This is a genomic window from Georgenia wutianyii (assembly GCF_006349365.1).
GTDB classification, from domain to species: Bacteria; Actinomycetota; Actinomycetes; order Actinomycetales; family Actinomycetaceae; genus Oceanitalea; species Oceanitalea wutianyii.
Genome location: NZ_CP040899.1, coordinates 645,614 through 662,582, shown reverse-complemented (window position 1 = coordinate 662,582; position 16,969 = coordinate 645,614). Strand labels below are relative to the sequence as shown.

Annotated in this window: 7 protein-coding genes; 3 read left to right on the top strand and 4 right to left on the bottom strand. The window is 71.5% G+C overall.

Features of this window, described 5'->3' with window-relative positions:
- Positions 1 to 299 precede the first annotated feature (299 nt).
- From FE251_RS02960 to FE251_RS02945, 4 genes are all read right to left on the bottom strand, one after another.
- Entirely contained in the window at positions 300 to 938 is a 639-nt protein-coding gene (locus FE251_RS02960; protein WP_223147558.1) for a 3-keto-disaccharide hydrolase, read from the bottom strand.
- Between the two features lie 121 nt (positions 939 to 1,059).
- Entirely contained in the window at positions 1,060 to 6,411 is a 5,352-nt protein-coding gene (locus tag FE251_RS02955) for a ThuA domain-containing protein (RefSeq protein ID WP_456237478.1), read from the bottom strand.
- Positions 6,412 to 7,016: 605 nt separating this feature from the next.
- The gene (locus FE251_RS02950; RefSeq protein ID WP_139947788.1) at positions 7,017 to 12,464 is read right to left on the bottom strand and encodes a TIM barrel protein; all 5,448 of its coding nucleotides are present in this window, start codon (positions 12,462 to 12,464) and stop codon (positions 7,017 to 7,019) included.
- 275 nt (positions 12,465 to 12,739) lie between these two features.
- A complete protein-coding gene (locus tag FE251_RS02945) occupies positions 12,740 to 13,795 on the bottom strand; it encodes a polyprenyl synthetase family protein (protein ID WP_168202635.1) in 1,056 nt (351 codons plus the stop codon).
- A gap of 272 nt (positions 13,796 to 14,067) precedes the next feature.
- Between FE251_RS02945 and FE251_RS02940 the strand changes: the two genes are divergently transcribed.
- Genes FE251_RS02940 through FE251_RS02930 form a run of 3 tightly spaced genes read left to right on the top strand, consistent with a single transcriptional unit; the run spans position 14,068 to position 16,969 of the window.
- On the top strand, positions 14,068 to 15,237 hold the full coding sequence (locus tag FE251_RS02940) for an inositol-3-phosphate synthase (protein WP_139070960.1): 1,170 nt from the start codon (positions 14,068 to 14,070) through the stop codon (positions 15,235 to 15,237).
- The gene (locus FE251_RS02935; RefSeq protein WP_139070959.1) at positions 15,234 to 16,094 is read left to right on the top strand and encodes an SCO3242 family prenyltransferase; all 861 of its coding nucleotides are present in this window, start codon (positions 15,234 to 15,236) and stop codon (positions 16,092 to 16,094) included. The genes FE251_RS02940 and FE251_RS02935 overlap by 4 nt, the downstream gene beginning before the upstream one ends.
- Positions 16,091 to 16,969 carry a sugar phosphate isomerase/epimerase family protein gene (locus FE251_RS02930; protein WP_139947786.1) on the top strand — a complete coding sequence of 293 codons (879 nt, stop codon included), beginning with the start codon at positions 16,091 to 16,093 and terminating at the stop codon, positions 16,967 to 16,969. Before FE251_RS02935 ends, FE251_RS02930 begins: the two co-directional genes overlap by 4 nt.

Below are 16,969 nucleotides of genomic sequence, written 5' to 3'. Positions count from 1 at the left end.
TGCACAATTCCTCCTCGAACCGTGTACGCAGGGTCGCGTCACGAACCCTCTCTGGTCCGCGACTGCTGTCGGTCGGGTGGGCGGGGTGGCCGCCCTTCCGCCTCGGCAGGGGGACGCAGGTGTGTCTTTGCACCGTCGTCGCCCACCGTGGCTCGCAGCGTAGGCGTTCTTTTGGGTAGCGGTCAACCAAAATCACCCCCGTCTCACGGATCGTCCACCCCGGTCACCCCCACCCTCACCCCGCGCCCCCCCTTCCCCGCCGAGAGCTGGATCTTGCACGCGAGGGCGGGCGGGGGTGGTCAGTCCGTGAGGGGCGTGAGGACGACGCTGCGGAAGTGGACCTCGTCGTCGTCGCCGTGGTTCTGCAGGCCGACGTGCCCGGAGGAGAGGTCACGCGCCGGGTCGGTCGAGACGAACTCGGTGACCACCGCGCCGTTGAGGGACACCGTGATCCGCGGGTCCTGGACGACGACGTCGAGGGTGTTCCACTCCCCCGGCGCGGCGAGGGCCGCGTCCCGGGCGACGACGTCGGCGCCCTGGAAGCCGTACACGGCGCCGGTCGTGCGGTCCGGCGCGTCGGTCGGGTCGATCTGGATCTCGTAGCCCTGCCGCACCGCCACCCACGGGTCGTCACCGGGATCTGGGAAGCCGACGAAGACGCCGGAGTTGTCGTCCCCCGACGCGCGCCACTCGACCGTGAGCCGGTAGTCCGCCAGCTCCTCGGGGAACCACAGCAGCCCCATCCCGCCGACGGTGCGAACCGAGCAGTCCTCGGCGACCTCGAAGCCACCCGGCCCGGCCGACCGCCACCCCTCGAGACTCTCCTGCGAGCCGTCGAGCAGCACCCGTGCGTCACCCGCCGGGTCGGGCCCGCCGCACCTGTCCGGCGTCGACGGCGCCGCGCACCCGACGAGGACGACGGCGCAGGTCACGGCCACGATCAGGCCGCGCGACCTCCCACCCACGGCGCCCTTCCCCTCTGCCGGAATGCTCGGCACGCTACCGTCCGGGCACGGGTGAGGCCCGCAGCCTGCCGGCTGCGGGCCTCACCTTCAGTGGTCAGCCGAGGAGGTCGATGATCACCTCCACCTGGCTGCGCAGGTCGGCCTGCGCCGCGGCGTCGAGCGTGTCGGGCCGCTTCGGGTTGTCCAGGTGCCGCATGAACAGCTCCATGGACCGGACGGCCTGGGCCTCGCGGCCCGCCTCGAGGTGCCGGACGGCCTGCTCGAGCGCCCGGGTGAGCTGACCGGCGATCGGGCCGGCCACGTCACCGGAGGCGATGTAACCCTCGAGCGCGTCGGCCAGCGCCTGCGCGCCCTCGACCGGGTCGGTCGGGGTGCCACCACCGGTGGAGAAGGTGTGCGTCCACTCGGTGGTCGCCCCCTCCTCGAGCCGGAAGCCGTCGAGCACCACCGCGGTGACGGTCACGGTGCCGGAGCCCGGGTAGGTCCCCGGCGCCACGACCTCGCCGTCGACGACGTACTCCACGCCGACCGACCACGGGACGGTGTACGTGTCGTCCTCGGTGCCGTCCTCGTCGGTGAAGGTCACCGCCGCGGGCGCCACGTCGACCGGGCGCGAGCCGTCCTCCCCGGCCTCCAGGCCGGTGAGGTACTCGAAGCCGGTGACCACGAAGTCCTCGCCCTCGGGCGCGACGTCGTACTCCATGACGTAGTACGCGATCTCCGCGTGCTCCTCGGCCGCGCGCAGGATGTCCTGCAGCGGGACGTCGCCCTCACCGAGGTTGGTGAAGGAGGGCCCGCCGGCCGCCCCGAGGTTCGTCGCGTCCTTGATGTGGAGCAGCTCGATGCGGTCGCCGTACTCCTCGAGGAGTGCGGGCACGTCCACACCGCCGTGCGTTGCCCACGCCACGTCCACCTGGAAGGTGACGAACTCGGGGTTCGTCTCCTCGACGAGGATCTCCCAGGCCGACATCTGCTCACCGTTGTGCTCGTACATGGTGGTGAACTCGACGGCGTGGTTGTGGCCGAAGAACTTCCCGATCCCGGCCGCGACGGACCGCTCACCGAGCCGGTTCATCGTCTCCGCCGTCGCGAGGGTGTTCTCGTAGGTGCCGATGCCGGGGGCGGCGAAGCCACCGGAGCCGACGTACTCCTGGCCCAGAGTCTCGACGTACGCGAGCGTGTCGTCGAAGGTGTCCTCCGCGGTGTTGTAGTGCGACGAGGGGACTCGCAGGCCGATCTCGTCGACCATCGCGCGGAACTGCTCGGCCGTGTACGGGGTGAGGTTCCCGCCGTAGGGCTCGATGTTCTCCAGCCCGATCTCGGCCAGCCGCGCGAGCACGGTCGGCAGACCCTCGGCCTCCACCCACGGGATGAGGGAGTACAGGCCGATCGAGACCTTCTCGACGGGGATGAGGACCGGCTCGGCCGGAGGCTCGTCACCGAGCACCCGGAAGTAGTCGAACCGGATGGTCGGCTCCAGCGTCGAGGCGGCGCCGAGGGCGAACAGACCGGTCCGGCCGTCGGCCGCGACACCGGCGTTGGTGACCGCCGGGAACGCGGTCCACGTCTCGCCGCCGTCCACGGAGTAGGAGCCGGTGAAGGTGTCCCCCTCCTTGGCGAGCCGCAGGTGGACCGTGGTCGCGGTGATCTGCGGGGAGCTCGGCTGCGGGTCCTGGACCACACTGCCGACCTCGCTGCGGAGCTCCACCTGCCGCGTCACGGCGGAGCCCGCCGCGTTCGTCGTCAGGGCGTCGAGCTTCACGTAGTTGTCGTCGTCGACGTGGACGATGAGGCCACCCTGCTCGTACTGCTGGCTGGTCTCGGACATGTCGACGACGGTCTCCACGGTCCAGTCCTCGTCACCGAGGTCCTGGAGCACGAAGTTCGCCGGGGTCTGGTTGTCACCGCCGTAGATGTCACCGGGGGTGGCGTCCAGCTCGAGGTGGCCGTCGACCACGCGCAGGTGCTCCGGCGCGGGCCGCACGACCTGCCAGCGGCACTCGTCGAGCTCCGAGCCGTCGAACTCGTCGCTCGGGGCGACCTCGTCGCACTGGGACGGAGGCCCGTCGACGGTCACGGTGACCGTCGCGGTGGAGCTGGCACCACCGGCGTCGGTCGCGGTGACCGTCGCGGTGTAGGTGCCGGGCTCGGTGTAGGTGTGGGTCACCTCGGCACCCTCACCCGTGGATCCGTCGCCGAAGTCCCACGCGAGGGTGACGTCGTCGCCGTCGGGGTCGGAGGCGGTCGCGGTGAAGGTCACCTCGAGCGGGGCCTCCCCGGAGGTCGGGGTGGCCTGCGCCTCCACCGTCGGGGCGATGTTGTCGGCAGCGCCGCGACCCGAGTACCGGATCTCGTCGATGTCGAAGAGCGCCTCGGTCTCGTGGCCGGTGAACACGAAGTACACCGGTCCGGTGCCCTCGAGGGCGTCGAGCTCGACGACCTCGCTGGTCTCCCAGACCTCCCAGCCACCGGTGTTGCCGAGCTCGACGCTCGCCGCGAGGTGGCCGTCGACCGAGCCCTGGCGCACCTCGAGGGTGCCGCCCGCGCCTCCGGAGGTGTACCGGAAGGACACGCCGTCGATGTTGACGAAGTTCAGCGGGTCGAAGGCGATCCAGTCACCGTTGTGGATGTCGCCGACCTGCTGACCGCCGGCTGCTCCGTCCTTGGCGAAGACGTTGACGCCCTCGGCCTCGTCGTAGAACTCGGCCTGCTGGGTGCGCAGCCGCAGCATCGCCTCGTCGTCCCCGGTGAGGCTGGGGACATCGCCCTCTCCGCCCTGGTCGGCGTAGCGGACGTTGATGATGCCGAAGATGTCGGCGTCCAGCCCGTGGCCATCGTCGGCCGCGGTGGCGATGGTGCCCTCACAGCCGGACACGCGGGACAGCGGGTGCCCGTGGCTGTCGTGGCCGAGGATGTACTCCACGACGACGTCGGCGCAGTCGATCTCGCCGTCCTCCGGGTCGGTGACGGTCACCTTGAAGGGGATCCGGTCGCCGAAGGAGAAGATGGAGCCGTCCTCGGGGAACTCGAGCTCGACCGTCGGTGCGGTGTTGCCCGCGGTGATGTTCACGGTCGCGGTACCCACGCGCCCGTCGGCCGCGACGACGTTGAGCCGCACGGTGTGGACGCCCGGGTCGGTGAACGTGTGCTCGACGGTGACGCCGGTGGCGTCCGCCGTCCCGTCGTTGTCGAAGTCCCACTCGTAGGTGAGGTCGCTGTCCTCCGGATCGGTGGACGTCGAGGCGTCGAACTCGACGGTGAGCGGCAGGGGGCCGCTCGTCGCCGAGGTCTCGATGCGCGCGACCGGGTTGAGCTGCCCGACGTAGTCGATGCGGTACAGCGCGGAGAACTCGTCACCGCCGAACCAGCTCTGGCCGTAGTCGAGGATGTACATCGCGCCGTCCGGCCCGAACTCGACGTTCATCGGCCACGAGAGGTCGAGCCACTCGAAGGACGGGACGACGTCGACGAGGTTGCCCTCGTCGTCGGTGACGAACTCCCGGATCCAGCCACGGCCCCACTCGTAGTTGAAGGTCTTGCCGTCGAAGTACTCCGGCCACTTCGTCGGGGAGTCGAGCTCCGGGTCGAAGCGGTAGGTCGGGCCGCCCATGGGCGACTCGCTGCCGGTGCCGAGCTGGGGCTCGCTGCCACCGTCGTAGGGCAGCCATGCCGGGACCGCCGGCGGCAGGTTCGTCAGGCCCGTGTTGTGCGCGCTGTCGTTGACGAGGTTCGCGCAGTCGAACTTCGGCCCGGACGTGCCGGCGGCGAAGTCGTAGTCGTTGTAGGCGTCGTTGTCACCGTGGCAGAAGGGCCAGCCGAAGTTGCCCGGCTCCTTGATGAGGTTGAACTCCACCTGGCCACCGGGGCCGCGGTCGGCGTTGGCCGCACCGGCGTCGGGGCCGTAGTCACCGAGGTGGATCCAGCCCGTCTCCTTGTCGACGGCGAAGCGGAACGGGTTGCGGAAGCCCATCGCGTAGATCTCTTCGCGCACGAGCTCCGGGTCGTACTCCTCGGAGTCGAAGAGGTTGCCCTCCGGGACGGTGTACGTGCTGCCCGGCCCCGGCTCCGCGTCGTCGGCGATCTCGTCCATGACGTCGATGCGGATGAGCTTGCCGCGCAGGTCGTTGGTGTTGCCGGAGGTCCGGCGGCCGTCGAACGCGGGGTTGCGGTTCTCCCGGTCGTCCAGCGGGGAGTACCCGTCGGAGGCGAAGGGGTTGGTGTCGTCACCGGTCGACAGGTAGAGGTTGCCCTCGGCGTCGAAGTCGATCTCACCGCCGGCGTGGCAGCAGATGCCACGGTCGGCCTCGACGCGCAGGATCTCCTGCTCCGAGGCGAGGTCGAGGGTGCCGTCCTCGGCGAGCTGGAAGCGCGAGAGGCTGTTGTGGCCCTCGAACGGCTCGTACGCCGACGGCGGCCCGGTCTCGGGCGCGTCACCCGGGGGCGTGTCCAGCGGCGGGGCGTAGTAGAGGTAGACCCAGCGGTTCTCCTCGAAGTTCGGGTCGATCGCGATGCCCTGCAGGCCGTCCTCGTCGTGGTTGTAGACGGGGATGGTCGCGGCGGTGCGGGTCGAGGCGTCGGCCGTCGTGTAGAAGACGCGGCCGTCGCGCGCGGTGTGCAGCACGTCGCCGTTCGGCAGGACCGCGAGCGCGATCGGCTCACCGATGGTCGCTCCCCCCTTGGCGAGGGTCACCTGCTCGAAGGAGCTCTCGACGGTCGCGGCGCAGTCCGCGCCCTCGACGCCCGCGGCGGTGCGGATGCCGCCGAGGATGTGCTGGACGAACTCCGGCTCGCTGTAGGACTCGTTGGTGTGCCCGCCACCGGTGTACCAGGAGCGTCCGCCGTCGTAGTCGTGGCACCAGGCGATCGGGTGGTCGGTGCCCATGGCGGCGTTGCCGGGCTCGTAGGTGGTCTCGTCGAGCGTCGCGAGGACGTGGACGTCGCCGCGCGGGTTCTCGCGGTAGTTGTACCACTCGTCCGTGCGGTTCCAGCGCATCGGCAGGTGCGCCGTCGAGGGGTGGACGCGGTCGACGACGGCGACGTCCGCGTTGGGGGTGCCGGGAGGGTGGCTGGCGAAGTAGGCACCGACGAGCTCGCCGTACCAGGGCCAGTCGTACTCGGTGTCGCTCGCGGCGTGGATGCCGGCGTAGCCGCCACCGTCCTGGATGTACTGCTCGAAGGCCCCCTGCTGCTCGTCGTTGAGCACGTCACCGGTGGTGGAGAGCCAGACGACGACGTCGTAGTTGGCGAGGTTCTCCTCGGTGAAGGCGGTGGAGTCCTCGGTGTGGTCGACGGCGAAGCCGTGCTCCTCACCGAGCTGCTGGATGGCCGCCACACCGGCAGGGATCGAGCCGTGCCGGAAACCGGCCGTCTTCGAGAAGACGAGGGCGCTGAACTCGGCATCCTCCTCTGCGTGTGGCTCTCCGTCATGGGCACTGGCACCACTCATGCCGAGCGGCGCCAGGAGCACGGCGGCGAGCGCCGCGCTCGCGCCCCGGGCCCACCACCGTCCCCCGTTGGTTCGTCTGACCACGATTCCTCCTTGAAGTCGCGTACGCGTCCGGGCCACGGGCGCAGCCCTGTTCGGGTGTCACCACCGACGACGGGTCAGCGCCACATCACGCGTTGCCCCCCGTCGACGTAGGCGCCCCTACGTCGTGCACCGAAGGAGCGTATGGCGATTTATGTGCATGGTCAATCAAAAGTCATACGCGAGGTAGGAGGGTTAGGTGATCGTGGTGCGGGGGTTAGGTGATCACTTCCACCTTTAGGAGGAGGGTGGATCGCGGCGGTGGCGCGGGTGGCGGTGACACCACACCGGTGTGACTCCACCGTTAGGAGGAAACCGCGCCGTTGCCGCATGCCGGACACCGCGAGCACGCTGCGCGGACGCTCGACCTGCCCCCTCTGGGACGCACTTTTGCGTCCGCTCGAGCTGCACAGGGTGCGTCCCCGGGCGCCAGGGGGTGTCCCAGAGAGGTGGGGGCGGGGCGGAGACGGGCCAGGGGCCCGCAGCCGTGTGGCTGCGGGCCCCTGGTCGTGCTCGGACGGTCGTCAGACCGCGACCACCTGTCCCGGCGTCGCGAGCGCGGTGCTCACGACGGCGGGGGGCAGGCGACGCAGACCGAGGGTGTCGGTCCCGTTGCCGTCCCAGTCACCGACGAACACCTGGTCGCCGACGCGGCCGTAGGTGACGACGAGGTCCGCGTTCCCACCGGAGAGGGAGTTCTTCGCGAAGTACGTCGCACCGCGGCGCACGGCCAGCGTGTCGGTCCCGTTGCCGTCCCAGTCGCCCGCCATCGTGACGTCGTCCGGACGTCCGTAGGCGAAGACCGTGTCGGCGGCACCACCGGTGAGCGAGTTCTTCACGTGGTACTCGCTCCCGCGGCGCACGGCCAGGCTGTCGCGGCCGTCGCCGTCCCAGTCGCCGACCAGCACCGTGTCGCCCCCGCGGCCGTAGGCGACGACCGTGTCGGCCGCACCCCCGCCGAGGGAGTTCTTGATGTGGTACGCCGCGCCGCGACGAACCGCGAACGTGTCCTTGCCGTCGCCGTCCCAGTCACCGACGAGGACGGTGTCACCCGCACGCCCGTAGACGAACGTGGCGTCCGCAGCGCCCCCACGCGGGCTGTTGCTCACGTGGAAGACGTTGCCGCGACGAACGGCGATGGAGTCGGTCCCGTCCCCGTCCCAGTCACCGATGAAGACCTCGTCGGTGAACCGGCCGTAGTGGAACGCGTGCGCCGTGCCGCCCTTCCAGTCGTTCGACAGGAAGAAGCCGTGCTCCTGGCTCGGCACGGGGGTGGGCGCGCCGGCCGCGGAGAACGTCCGGGTCCACTCGGTGGTGGCCCCCTCCGCCAGCTCGAAGCCGGCCGCGGCGCGAGCGGTGACGGTCACGGTGCCGGAGCCCGGGTGGGTCCCCGGCGCCTTGACCTCGCCGTCGACGACGTACTGGACGCCGGTCACCCGCGGCACCGTGTAGGTGTCGTTCTCGGTGCCGACCTCGTCGGTGAAGGTCACCGGCTGCGTGGTCGTCTCGACGGGGCGGCTGCCGGCCTCGCCGGCGGGGACGCCGGTGAGGTACTCGTAGCCGGTCTCGACGAAGGACGGACCGTTCGGGGAGACGTCGTACTCGAGGACGTAGAGCGAGACGTTCGCGTGGTCGCGAGCGGCGCGCAGGATGTCCTGGAGCGGGACGTCGCCGTCACCGAGGTTGGTGAACGTCGGGCTGGTCCCGCCGAGGTTGGTGGCGTCCTTGACGTGGAGCAGCTCGATGCGGTCGCCGTACTCCTCGATGAGAGCCGGCACGTCGATCCCGGCGTGCGCGGCCCAGGCCACGTCGAGCTGGAACGTCACGTAGCGCGGGTCGGTCTCCTCGACGAGGATCTCCCACGCCGACATCTCCTCGCCGCCGTGGTTGTACACGGTGGTGAACTCGGTCGCGTGGTTGTGACCGAAGAGCTTCCCGGTCCCCGCCTCGACGGACCGCTGACCGAGCCGGTCCATCGTCTCCGCCGTGCGCAGGGTGCGCCCGTAGGTGCTGATGCCCGGGTCGGCGAAGCCGCCGGAGCCGACGTACCGCTGGCCGAGCGTGTCGACGTACTCCAGCGTCGCGTCGAAGGTGTTCTCCGCGACGTTGTAGTGCGACGAGGGCACGTCGAGCCCGATGAGGTCGACCATCGCGCGGAACTCCTCGGCGGTGTACCCGCCGAAGTTGGACCCGAACGGCTCGACGTTCTGGAAGCCGATCTCCGCGAGGCGCGCGAGCACGCTCGGCAGACCCTCGGCCTGCACCCACGGGATCAGGGAGAACATGCCGATCGACACGTCCTCGCTGTCGACCCGGACGGGGGCGAGCTCCTCACCGGTGAGGTAGGAGAAGCCGGTCTCGACGAAGGTCTCGCCGTGCGCGGCGCGGTCGAACTCGAGGACGTAGTACGCGATCTCCGCGTGCTCCTCGGCCGCCCACAGGATCTCCTGCAGCGGGACCTCTCCCTCACCGAGGTTGGTGAAGGTCGGGTTCGTCGGGCCGCCGAGGTTGACGGCGTCCTTCACGTGCAGCAGCTCGATCCGGTCGCCGTGCTCCTCGATGAGGGCAGGCACGTCGATCCCGGCGTGAGCCGCCCACGCGACGTCGAGCTGGAAGGTGACGAACTCGGGGTTCGTCTCCTCGACGAGGATCTCCCACGCCGACATCTGCTCACCGTCGTGCTCGTACACGGTGGTGAACTCGGTGGCGTGGTTGTGGCCGAAGAACTTGCCGATGCCGGCCTCGACGGACCGCTCACCGAGCCGGTTCATCGTCTCCGCCGTCGCGAGGGTGTTCTCGTAGGTGCCGATGCCGGGGGCCGCGAAGCCACCGGACCCGACGTACTCCTGGCCCAGCGTCTCGACGAACTCCAGCGTGGCGTCGAAGGTGTTCTCGGCGGTGTTGTAGTGCGACGAGGGGACCCGCAGGCCGATCTCCTCGACCATCGCGCGGAACTCCTCGGCCGTGTAGCCGTTGAAGTTGGACCCGAACGGCTCGACGTTCTGGAAGCCGATCTCCGCCAGACGCCCGAGGACGTTCGGCAGACCGTCCGAGGTCACCCACGGGATGAGGGAGAACATGCCGATCGACACCTTCTCCGCCGGGATCTCGATGTTCCCGGCCGGACGGCCCGAGGCGGTGAAGTACAGCGAGTCGAGGTCGACTCCGCCGGTGCTCGTGACGACGAGCTCACCGGCGCCCTCGGGGGCGTTCCTGAAGCTGACCTCGACGTCCTGCCAGCCGTCGACGGGAGCGTCGGCGTAGGCGGCGAGGAGCTCGGAGCGCGCGTGGCCCGAGAGCACGCTCGCGTCCACCGCCTCGAGCGCGACGTCGGCGATCGCGTCGACCGCGTCGGCCGGGATGACCTCGCTGATGAGCGGGCCACCGACCGGGTCGGCGAACCACTGCGCCACCGTGGAGGCACCCGTGAGGGCCTTCTCCGCCTGGGCGAACTCGATCGTGGCGACGGTCTCGTCGCCCCAGCCCAGGGAGATGGTGCCCTCGCCCCTGCCGCGCGCCGTCACCGTGTCGATGACGTCGCCCGTCGGGGCGTGGGTGAAGGCGAACGGACGGAAGGTGATCGAGTCACCCTCGTCGAGCTCGCTCACGTAGCCGCCGGCGCCGGCCTCGGCGTCGTCGACCACGGTGATGCCCTCGGAGGCGTCGAACCACTCGGCCTGCTGGACCTCGGGCTTGAGCACGAGGGTGGCCTCGCCGGTGATGGACGGGACGTCACCCTGCGCGCGGTCGGCGTAGGTGACGACGAGGGTGCCGTAGATCTTCTCGCCCTCGCCGTGCTCGACGGCGTCCTCGCTGGTCTGGAGGGTGAACTCGCAGCCGCGTCCGGACTGCTCCGGGTGGGCGTGCTCGTTGTGGCCGAGTCCGAACGTCCACCGGACGTCGTTGCAGACGAAGTCCGTGCCGTCCTCGGCGTCGGTCACCGTGACGGAGACCGGCACCGCGTCGCCCCAGTTGAAGACCGCGCCGTCGGGCACGCTCAGGGAGATCTCCGGAGCGGTGTTGCCGACGCTGATCTGCCGGATGGCGATGCCCGCCTTGCCCTCCGGGTCGGTGGCGCGCAGGGCGGCGTTGTACACACCGCGCTCGGCGTAGGTGAACGTGGGGTTCACGCCGGTGGCGTCGTCGTACTGGCCGTCACCGTCGAGGTCCCACGTGTAGGTGAGCTCGGCACCCTCCGGGTCGCGCGACGCGGAGGCGTCGAAGACGACCTCGAGCGGCGCGTCACTGCCGGAGACCGGCGTCGCAGTGAAGGCGGCCTGCGGCGTCTTGTTGCCGTCGCCCACGTAGTTGACGCGGTAGAGGCCCGCGTCCGGGTTCTGGCGGAAGAAGCCGTCACCGTACTCGAGGACGTACAGCGAGCCGTCCGGCCCGAACTCCATGTCCATGACGTTGTCCCAGATGGGCTGGTTCACCGTCTCGAGGTGGAGGTTGGGCAGGAAGTTCTCCACGGCGGTGACGACACCGTCGGAGGAGAGCTCGTCCATCGTGATCGCGGCGACGTAGTCCTGGGAGAACTCCGCCATGAGCGGCTTGCCGTCCCAGTACTCCGGGAACTTGGTCTCCGAGTCGTACTGGTCGAAACGGTAGATCGGGCCACCCATGGGGGCCTGACCGGTCGCGGTGCGGAACTCGACGAACTCGTCCCACGGCTGGTCGCCGACGTTGTCGCCGTAGTAGACCTGCGGCTCGGTGACCGGGGGGAGCTGGGTGAGGCCGGTGTTCCACGTGGAGTTGTTCTCCGGGCCGCCTGCGCAGTCGAAGAACTCACCCGGCGTGCCGGTCGCGTAGTCCCACTCGTTGTAGGCGCCGCCCTCGTTCGGGCCGTGGCAGTAGGGCCACCCGCCGTTCATCGGCTCGGTGGTCAGCTGCCACTCGACGTAGCCCATGGGGCCACGGTCGGCCTGGGCCGCTCCGGCGTCGGGGCCGTAGTCGCCCCAGACGAGCGCGCCGGTCTCGATGTCGAAGTCGATCCGGAAGGGGTTGCGAAGACCCATCACGTAGATCTCCTCGCGGACGAGGTCGGGGTCGTACGCCTCGTCGTCGAAGAGGTTGCCCTCGGGGATCGTGTAGGTCGCGCCCGGCCCGGGCTCGGCGTCCGGCGCGATCTCGTCCAGGACGTCGATCCGCAGGATCGCACCGCGCAGGTCGTTGGTGTTGCCGGCGCCGCGGCGGGCGTCGAAGCCGGGGTTCATGCCCGGGGCGTTGTTGATCGGCGTGTAGCCGTTGGCGCCCGGGGTGCCGGCGGGGGTGTTGTCACCCGTCGACAGGTAGAGGTTGCCGTCCGCGTCGAACGCGATGTCCGCGCCGACGTGGCAGCACTGGCCGCGCTGGGCGTCGACCTTGATGATCTCCTGCTCCGAGGCGAGGTCGAGCGTGCCCGTCTCCTCGTCCCACTGGAAGCGGGAGAGCACGTTGTAGCCGAGCCACTGGTCCCAGTAGGTCTCGGGGTCGGCCCCCGCGGGCAGGGTGTTCGGCGCGTTCCCGGCCGGGGTGGTCTCGGGGTAGGGCGTCCCGTCCGCCGACGTCCCGGACATGACCCGGGGGGCGTAGACGAGGTAGACCCAGTTGTTGTTCTCGAAGTCCGGGTCCAGCGCGACACCCTGGAGACCGTCCTCCGAGTTCGCGTAGACGTCGAGGCGGGCGGCCTGGGTGGTCGCGCCCGTCGCCGGGTCCGTCAGACGGACGACGCCGTCACGCGCGGTGTGGAGCACCCGCGAGTCCGGGAGCACGGCGAGGTCGAGTGGTTCGCCCGTGTTCTTCGTCAGCAGGGTCTTCTCGTAGTTGTTCCAGTCCAGCGCCGGCTCGGCGCTGTCCTGTGCCGGGGCCGCGTCGTGCGGCGCGTCCGGGTTGGCCTGCGCTCCGCTCATGGCGAGCGGCAGCACGAGAGCGCTGGCCAGCAGCGCGCTCGCGCCTCGGGTCGCCCAGCGGCGCCCCGTTGATCGTCTTGCCACGAATCCTCCTTGAGTCGCGCACGTCGTCGGCTCCGCAACGCAGCGGAGCCGCGCACCGGGAGAGTGACTGACGGAGGGTCCGCCAAACTGCCGCCCGCCCGGCGGGTCGTGGACCGCATCACGCGATGCACGCCCCTTGTGCTTCAGGTCACGACCTTTCGGACGATATGCCCCACTTCGGCACACGTCAAATCAAAAGTCGCCCTATGCGGCTCGGGTTCAGGATGCGCAACGCGCACCTTTGGTATAGGCCGAGACTTAGCGCGTCGTCGCGCTCAGGCCTTGGCGGCGACGACGTACCCGGCCGCGTCGTCGAGCGTGCGCGCGACCATCTCCCCCACGCCCCGGACCACGGCGTCGGCCGCCGCGAGCGCCGGCGAGGCAGCGAGCAGCCCGTCGACGGCGTCGAGCTCAGCACGCGCCTGACGCACCACACGGTCGGGCGCCTCCGAGCGGGCGAGCTCCCGGCGCACGACCCGCGCCGTCCCCTCGTCGAGGTCGGGGCGCCCGACGTCCGCCGCGATCACCCGCCACACCGGCAGGGTGCGGGCATGGAGCATGAGCGTCGTCGCCTTGCCCTCGCGCAGGTCCGACAGCGCGCTCTTCCCGGTGACCGACTCGGGGGCGAAGACGCCGAGGAGGTCGTCGACGAGCTGGAAGGCCTTGCCGAGGGCGAGGCCGACGGCCTCGACCTCGCCGCGCAGCGCGGGGGGCGCCCCGGCGAGGATCGCCCCGGCGCGCAGAGGGGCCTGGAAGGAGTAGAGGGCGGTCTTCTCGGCGGCGATCCGCAGGGCGTCGTCGAGCGAGACGTCCTGCAGGCCGAGCGCCGCGGCGACGTCGCCGAGCTCGCCGCCGACGCTGACGAACACCGTGTCCCAGAGCAGCTCCTGGAGACGGGCGTGGAGGTCGGGCGGGGCGGCGACGCCGGCGACGAGCCGGTGCGCCAGGGAGATGGCGAGATCGCCCGCGAGGACGGCGGAGGCCTCGGCCAGCTCCTCCGCCTGGAGGTCCGGCGCTCCCGCCTCGCGGGCGACCATCCCCATGCGGGCGGCGAGGTTGAGCTCGCCGCGGCGCATCGTGTCGTGGTCGATGAGGTCGTCGTGGACGAGGAAGCCCGCATGAAGCAGCTCGAAGGCCGCCCCGACCTGCGCGGCCGCCTCCCGCCGGGGGCCGCCGAGCGCGTCGTGGACCTCGACGACGAGCCTCCCGCGGAACCGCTTGCCGCCGCTCACGGCGCGGCCGAGCTCGTCCCACAGCCGCCGGTAGAGGACGCCGTGGCGCCCCGCCCGCGGGCCGACCTCGGCGAGCACCCGCTCGAGGACGGCACCCACCTCCTCACCCGCTGTCCGCACGGGGAGATGCGCGCCCGTCCCGGTCGCCAGTCCGCTACTGTCCACTCGTCCCTCCTCCCGGCCGCCACGACGCCACCGTTGGTCACCTCCACCGCGGTACACCGGCGCACCCGGGTAGGTTCAGGACAAGCGGACGATGTGTTACCGTCTTTTGTCAAGACGTGTCTCACACGGAAGACACTGCCTTACCTAACAGGGCAGAGTTCCGGCAGCCACAGGCGGTTGCCGTGCACATACGACGAGGTGATGTGATGTCCCAGGGTACTGCCGTCGACGGAACGCGAACCGGGGTCTGGTTCGTCGGGGCCCGCGGCTCGGTCGCCACCACGGCCACGCTCGGCACGCTCGCGATGAACGCGGGGCTCGCTCCCCGCACCGGACTCGTGAGCGAGCTCGAGCCCGTCGCCGTCGCCGGGCTCCCCCCGGTCGAGGGTCTGGTGACCGGCGGCCACGACGTCATCGAGACCCCGCTCGCGCACCGCGCGCAGGTCCTCGCGGACGGCGGGGTCTTCCCCCCGGCCCTCGTCGCCGCCCTCGGCGCCGAGCTCGCCGCGGCCGACTCGCGCATCCGTCTCGCGCCGCGCCGCGACACCCAGCGTGAGGCCGCCCAGGCGATCAGCGACGACATCCGCGCCTTCCGCGACGAGCACCGGCTCGACCGCGTCGTCGTCGTCGACGTCTCGAGCACCGAGCCGCCCGCCGAGTCCAAGCCCGAGCTCGACAACCTCGCCGCGCTCGAGTCCGCGCTCGACGCCGGATCGGCGCCGCTGCCGCAGAGCTCGCTCTACGCCTACGCCGCCTTCCGGGCCGGCTGCCCGCTCGTCTCCTTCACCCCGAGCCCGGGGGCCACCCTCGGCGCGCTCACCGAGCTCGCCAAGCAGCAGGCCCTGCCGTGGGCCGGGCGCGATGGCAAGACCGGCGAGACGCTCGTGAAGTCGGCGCTCGCCCCCATGTTCGCCACCCGCGCCCTGCGGGTGCGCTCCTGGGCGTCCTACAACATGCTCGGCGGCGGAGACGGCCGGACCCTCGCCGACCCGCGCGCCGCCGTGAGCAAGACGACGACGAAGGGCGCCGGCCTGGACGCCATGCTCGGCTACCACGTCGACGGCCCCATGCACATCGACTACGTCGAGGACCTCGGCGACTGGAAGACCGCGTGGGACAACGTCTCCTTCGAGGGCTTCCTCGGCACCCGGATGACGATGCAGTTCACCTGGGAGGGCTGCGACTCCGCGCTCGCCGCCCCGCTCGTCGTCGACCTCGTCCGGCTCACCGCCAAGGCGCACGAGCGCGGTGAGAACGGGGTCCTCGGCCCTCTGTCCTTCTTCTTCAAGGACCCGCTCGGCAGCATCGACCACACCCTCGCCGGGCAGTGGCGGGCGCTGACCCAGTGGTGCGAGCAGCTCGGCGCCCGGGCGTGACCACCGCCCGCGACCTCGCCGAGCTCGTCCGGCTGCCGGCTGCGCTCTCGGTGCCCGGCGACGCGCTCGCCGGCGCCGTCGCCGCCGGCGGGCCGGACCGGCGCACCCTGCCCCTCGCGGCGTCCTCGGTGTGCCTGTACTGGGCGGGCATGGCGCTCAACGACTACGCCGACCGCGACCTCGACGCCGTCGAGCGGCCCGAGCGGCCCATCCCCTCCGGGCGGGTGAGCCCGACGACGGCGCTACGGCTCGCGGGCGGGCTCACCGCCGCCGCCCTCGGGCTCGCCGCGTGCGGCGGGCGCCGCGCGCTGGCCGTCGCGGTCCCCCTCGCGGGCACCGTCTGGGCCTACGACCTGCTCGCCAAGCCCACCCCGCTCGGACCGGTCCTCATGGGCTCGGCCCGCGCCCTCGACGTCCTGCTCGGCGGCTCGGCCGACCCGCGCCGGGCGCTGCCCGCGGCCGCGGCGCTCGGTGCCCACACCGTCGCCGTCACCGCGCTCAGCCGCGGCGAGGTCCACGGCTCCACGCCCGCCGTCGCCGGCGCGGCCCTCGCCACGACCGGCGCGGTGGCCACCGCCGTCGTCGCTCGCGGCGTGCGCCCCCGGCGCCTGCTGCCCGGGCTGGCCACCGCCGCGCTCGCCGCGAGCTACGCCGCCACGGTCGGCCGCGCCCAGGCGGAGGCGGTCCGCACGCCCGACGCCGTGACCGTCCGCCGCGCCACCGGCACCGGCATCCGTGGGATGGTCCCGCTCCAGGCCGCGCTCGTCGCCGGGGGCGGGGCCGTCGCCGCCGCTCTCGCACTCACCGTCGCCGGCCCCGTGCTCCGCGCCGCCGCGAAGGGAATCTCACCGACATGACCATGCGCCTGTCCTACGGGACGAACGGCTTCACCGACCACCGCCTGCCCGACGCGCTGGAGATCATCGCCGAGCTGGGCTACGAGGGCGTCGCGCTCACCCTGGACCACCAGCACCTCGACCCCTTCTCCCCCGGGCTGGCCGAGCGCGTCGCGCAGACCGCGGCCCAGCTCGAGCGGCTGGGGCTCGGCGTCGTCGTCGAGACGGGCGCCCGCTACGTCCTGGACCCGTGGCGCAAGCACGAGCCGACGTTCCTGTCCGCCGAGGGTGCCGAGCTGCGCGCCCGCCTCATCCACGACGCCGTCGACGTCGCCGTCGACCTCGGCGGTGACGCCGTCCACCTGTGGTCCGGCGCCCTGCCGCCCGGGACCTCCGAGGACGTCGCCTGGGAGCGGCTCGTCTCCGGCCTCGCGCCGGTGCTCGAGCACGCCGAGGAGGCCGGCGTCCGCCTCGCCTTCGAGCCCGAGCCGGGCATGTTCGTCAGCCGCCTCGACGGCGTCCGGGAGCTGCGCGCGCGGATGGGCGACCCCGCTGCGCTCGTCGCGACCGTCGACGTCGGGCACGCCGTCGTCAACGAGGACCTGCCGCCGCACGAGTGCATCCGCGCCGCCGGTGACCTCGTCGCCCACGTCCAGATCGAGGACATGCGCCGCGGGGTGCACGAGCACCTCGAGTTCGGCGAGGGGGAGGTCGACGTCCCGGCGTCCCTGCGGGCCCTGCTCGACATCGGCTACGACGGCCTCGTCTCCGTCGAGCTCACCCGGCACGCCCACGACGCCCCCGCCGTCGCACGCCGCTCCATGGAGGCGCTGCGCACCGCCCTCGCGGCCGCCGAGGCCGCCGGTCCGTCCACCCCATCCGCCCACAGGAGCTGA

What these genes read in the sequence shown, in the direction of transcription:
- FE251_RS02955 (WP_456237478.1), bottom strand. Translation starts at nt 6,411, where the DNA reads ATGAGTGGTGCCAGTGCCCATGACGGAGAGCCACACGCAGAGGAGGAT.
- FE251_RS02940 (WP_139070960.1), top strand. Translation starts at nt 14,068, where the DNA reads ATGTCCCAGGGTACTGCCGTCGACGGAACGCGAACCGGGGTCTGGTTC.
- FE251_RS02930 (WP_139947786.1), top strand. Translation starts at nt 16,091, where the DNA reads ATGACCATGCGCCTGTCCTACGGGACGAACGGCTTCACCGACCACCGC.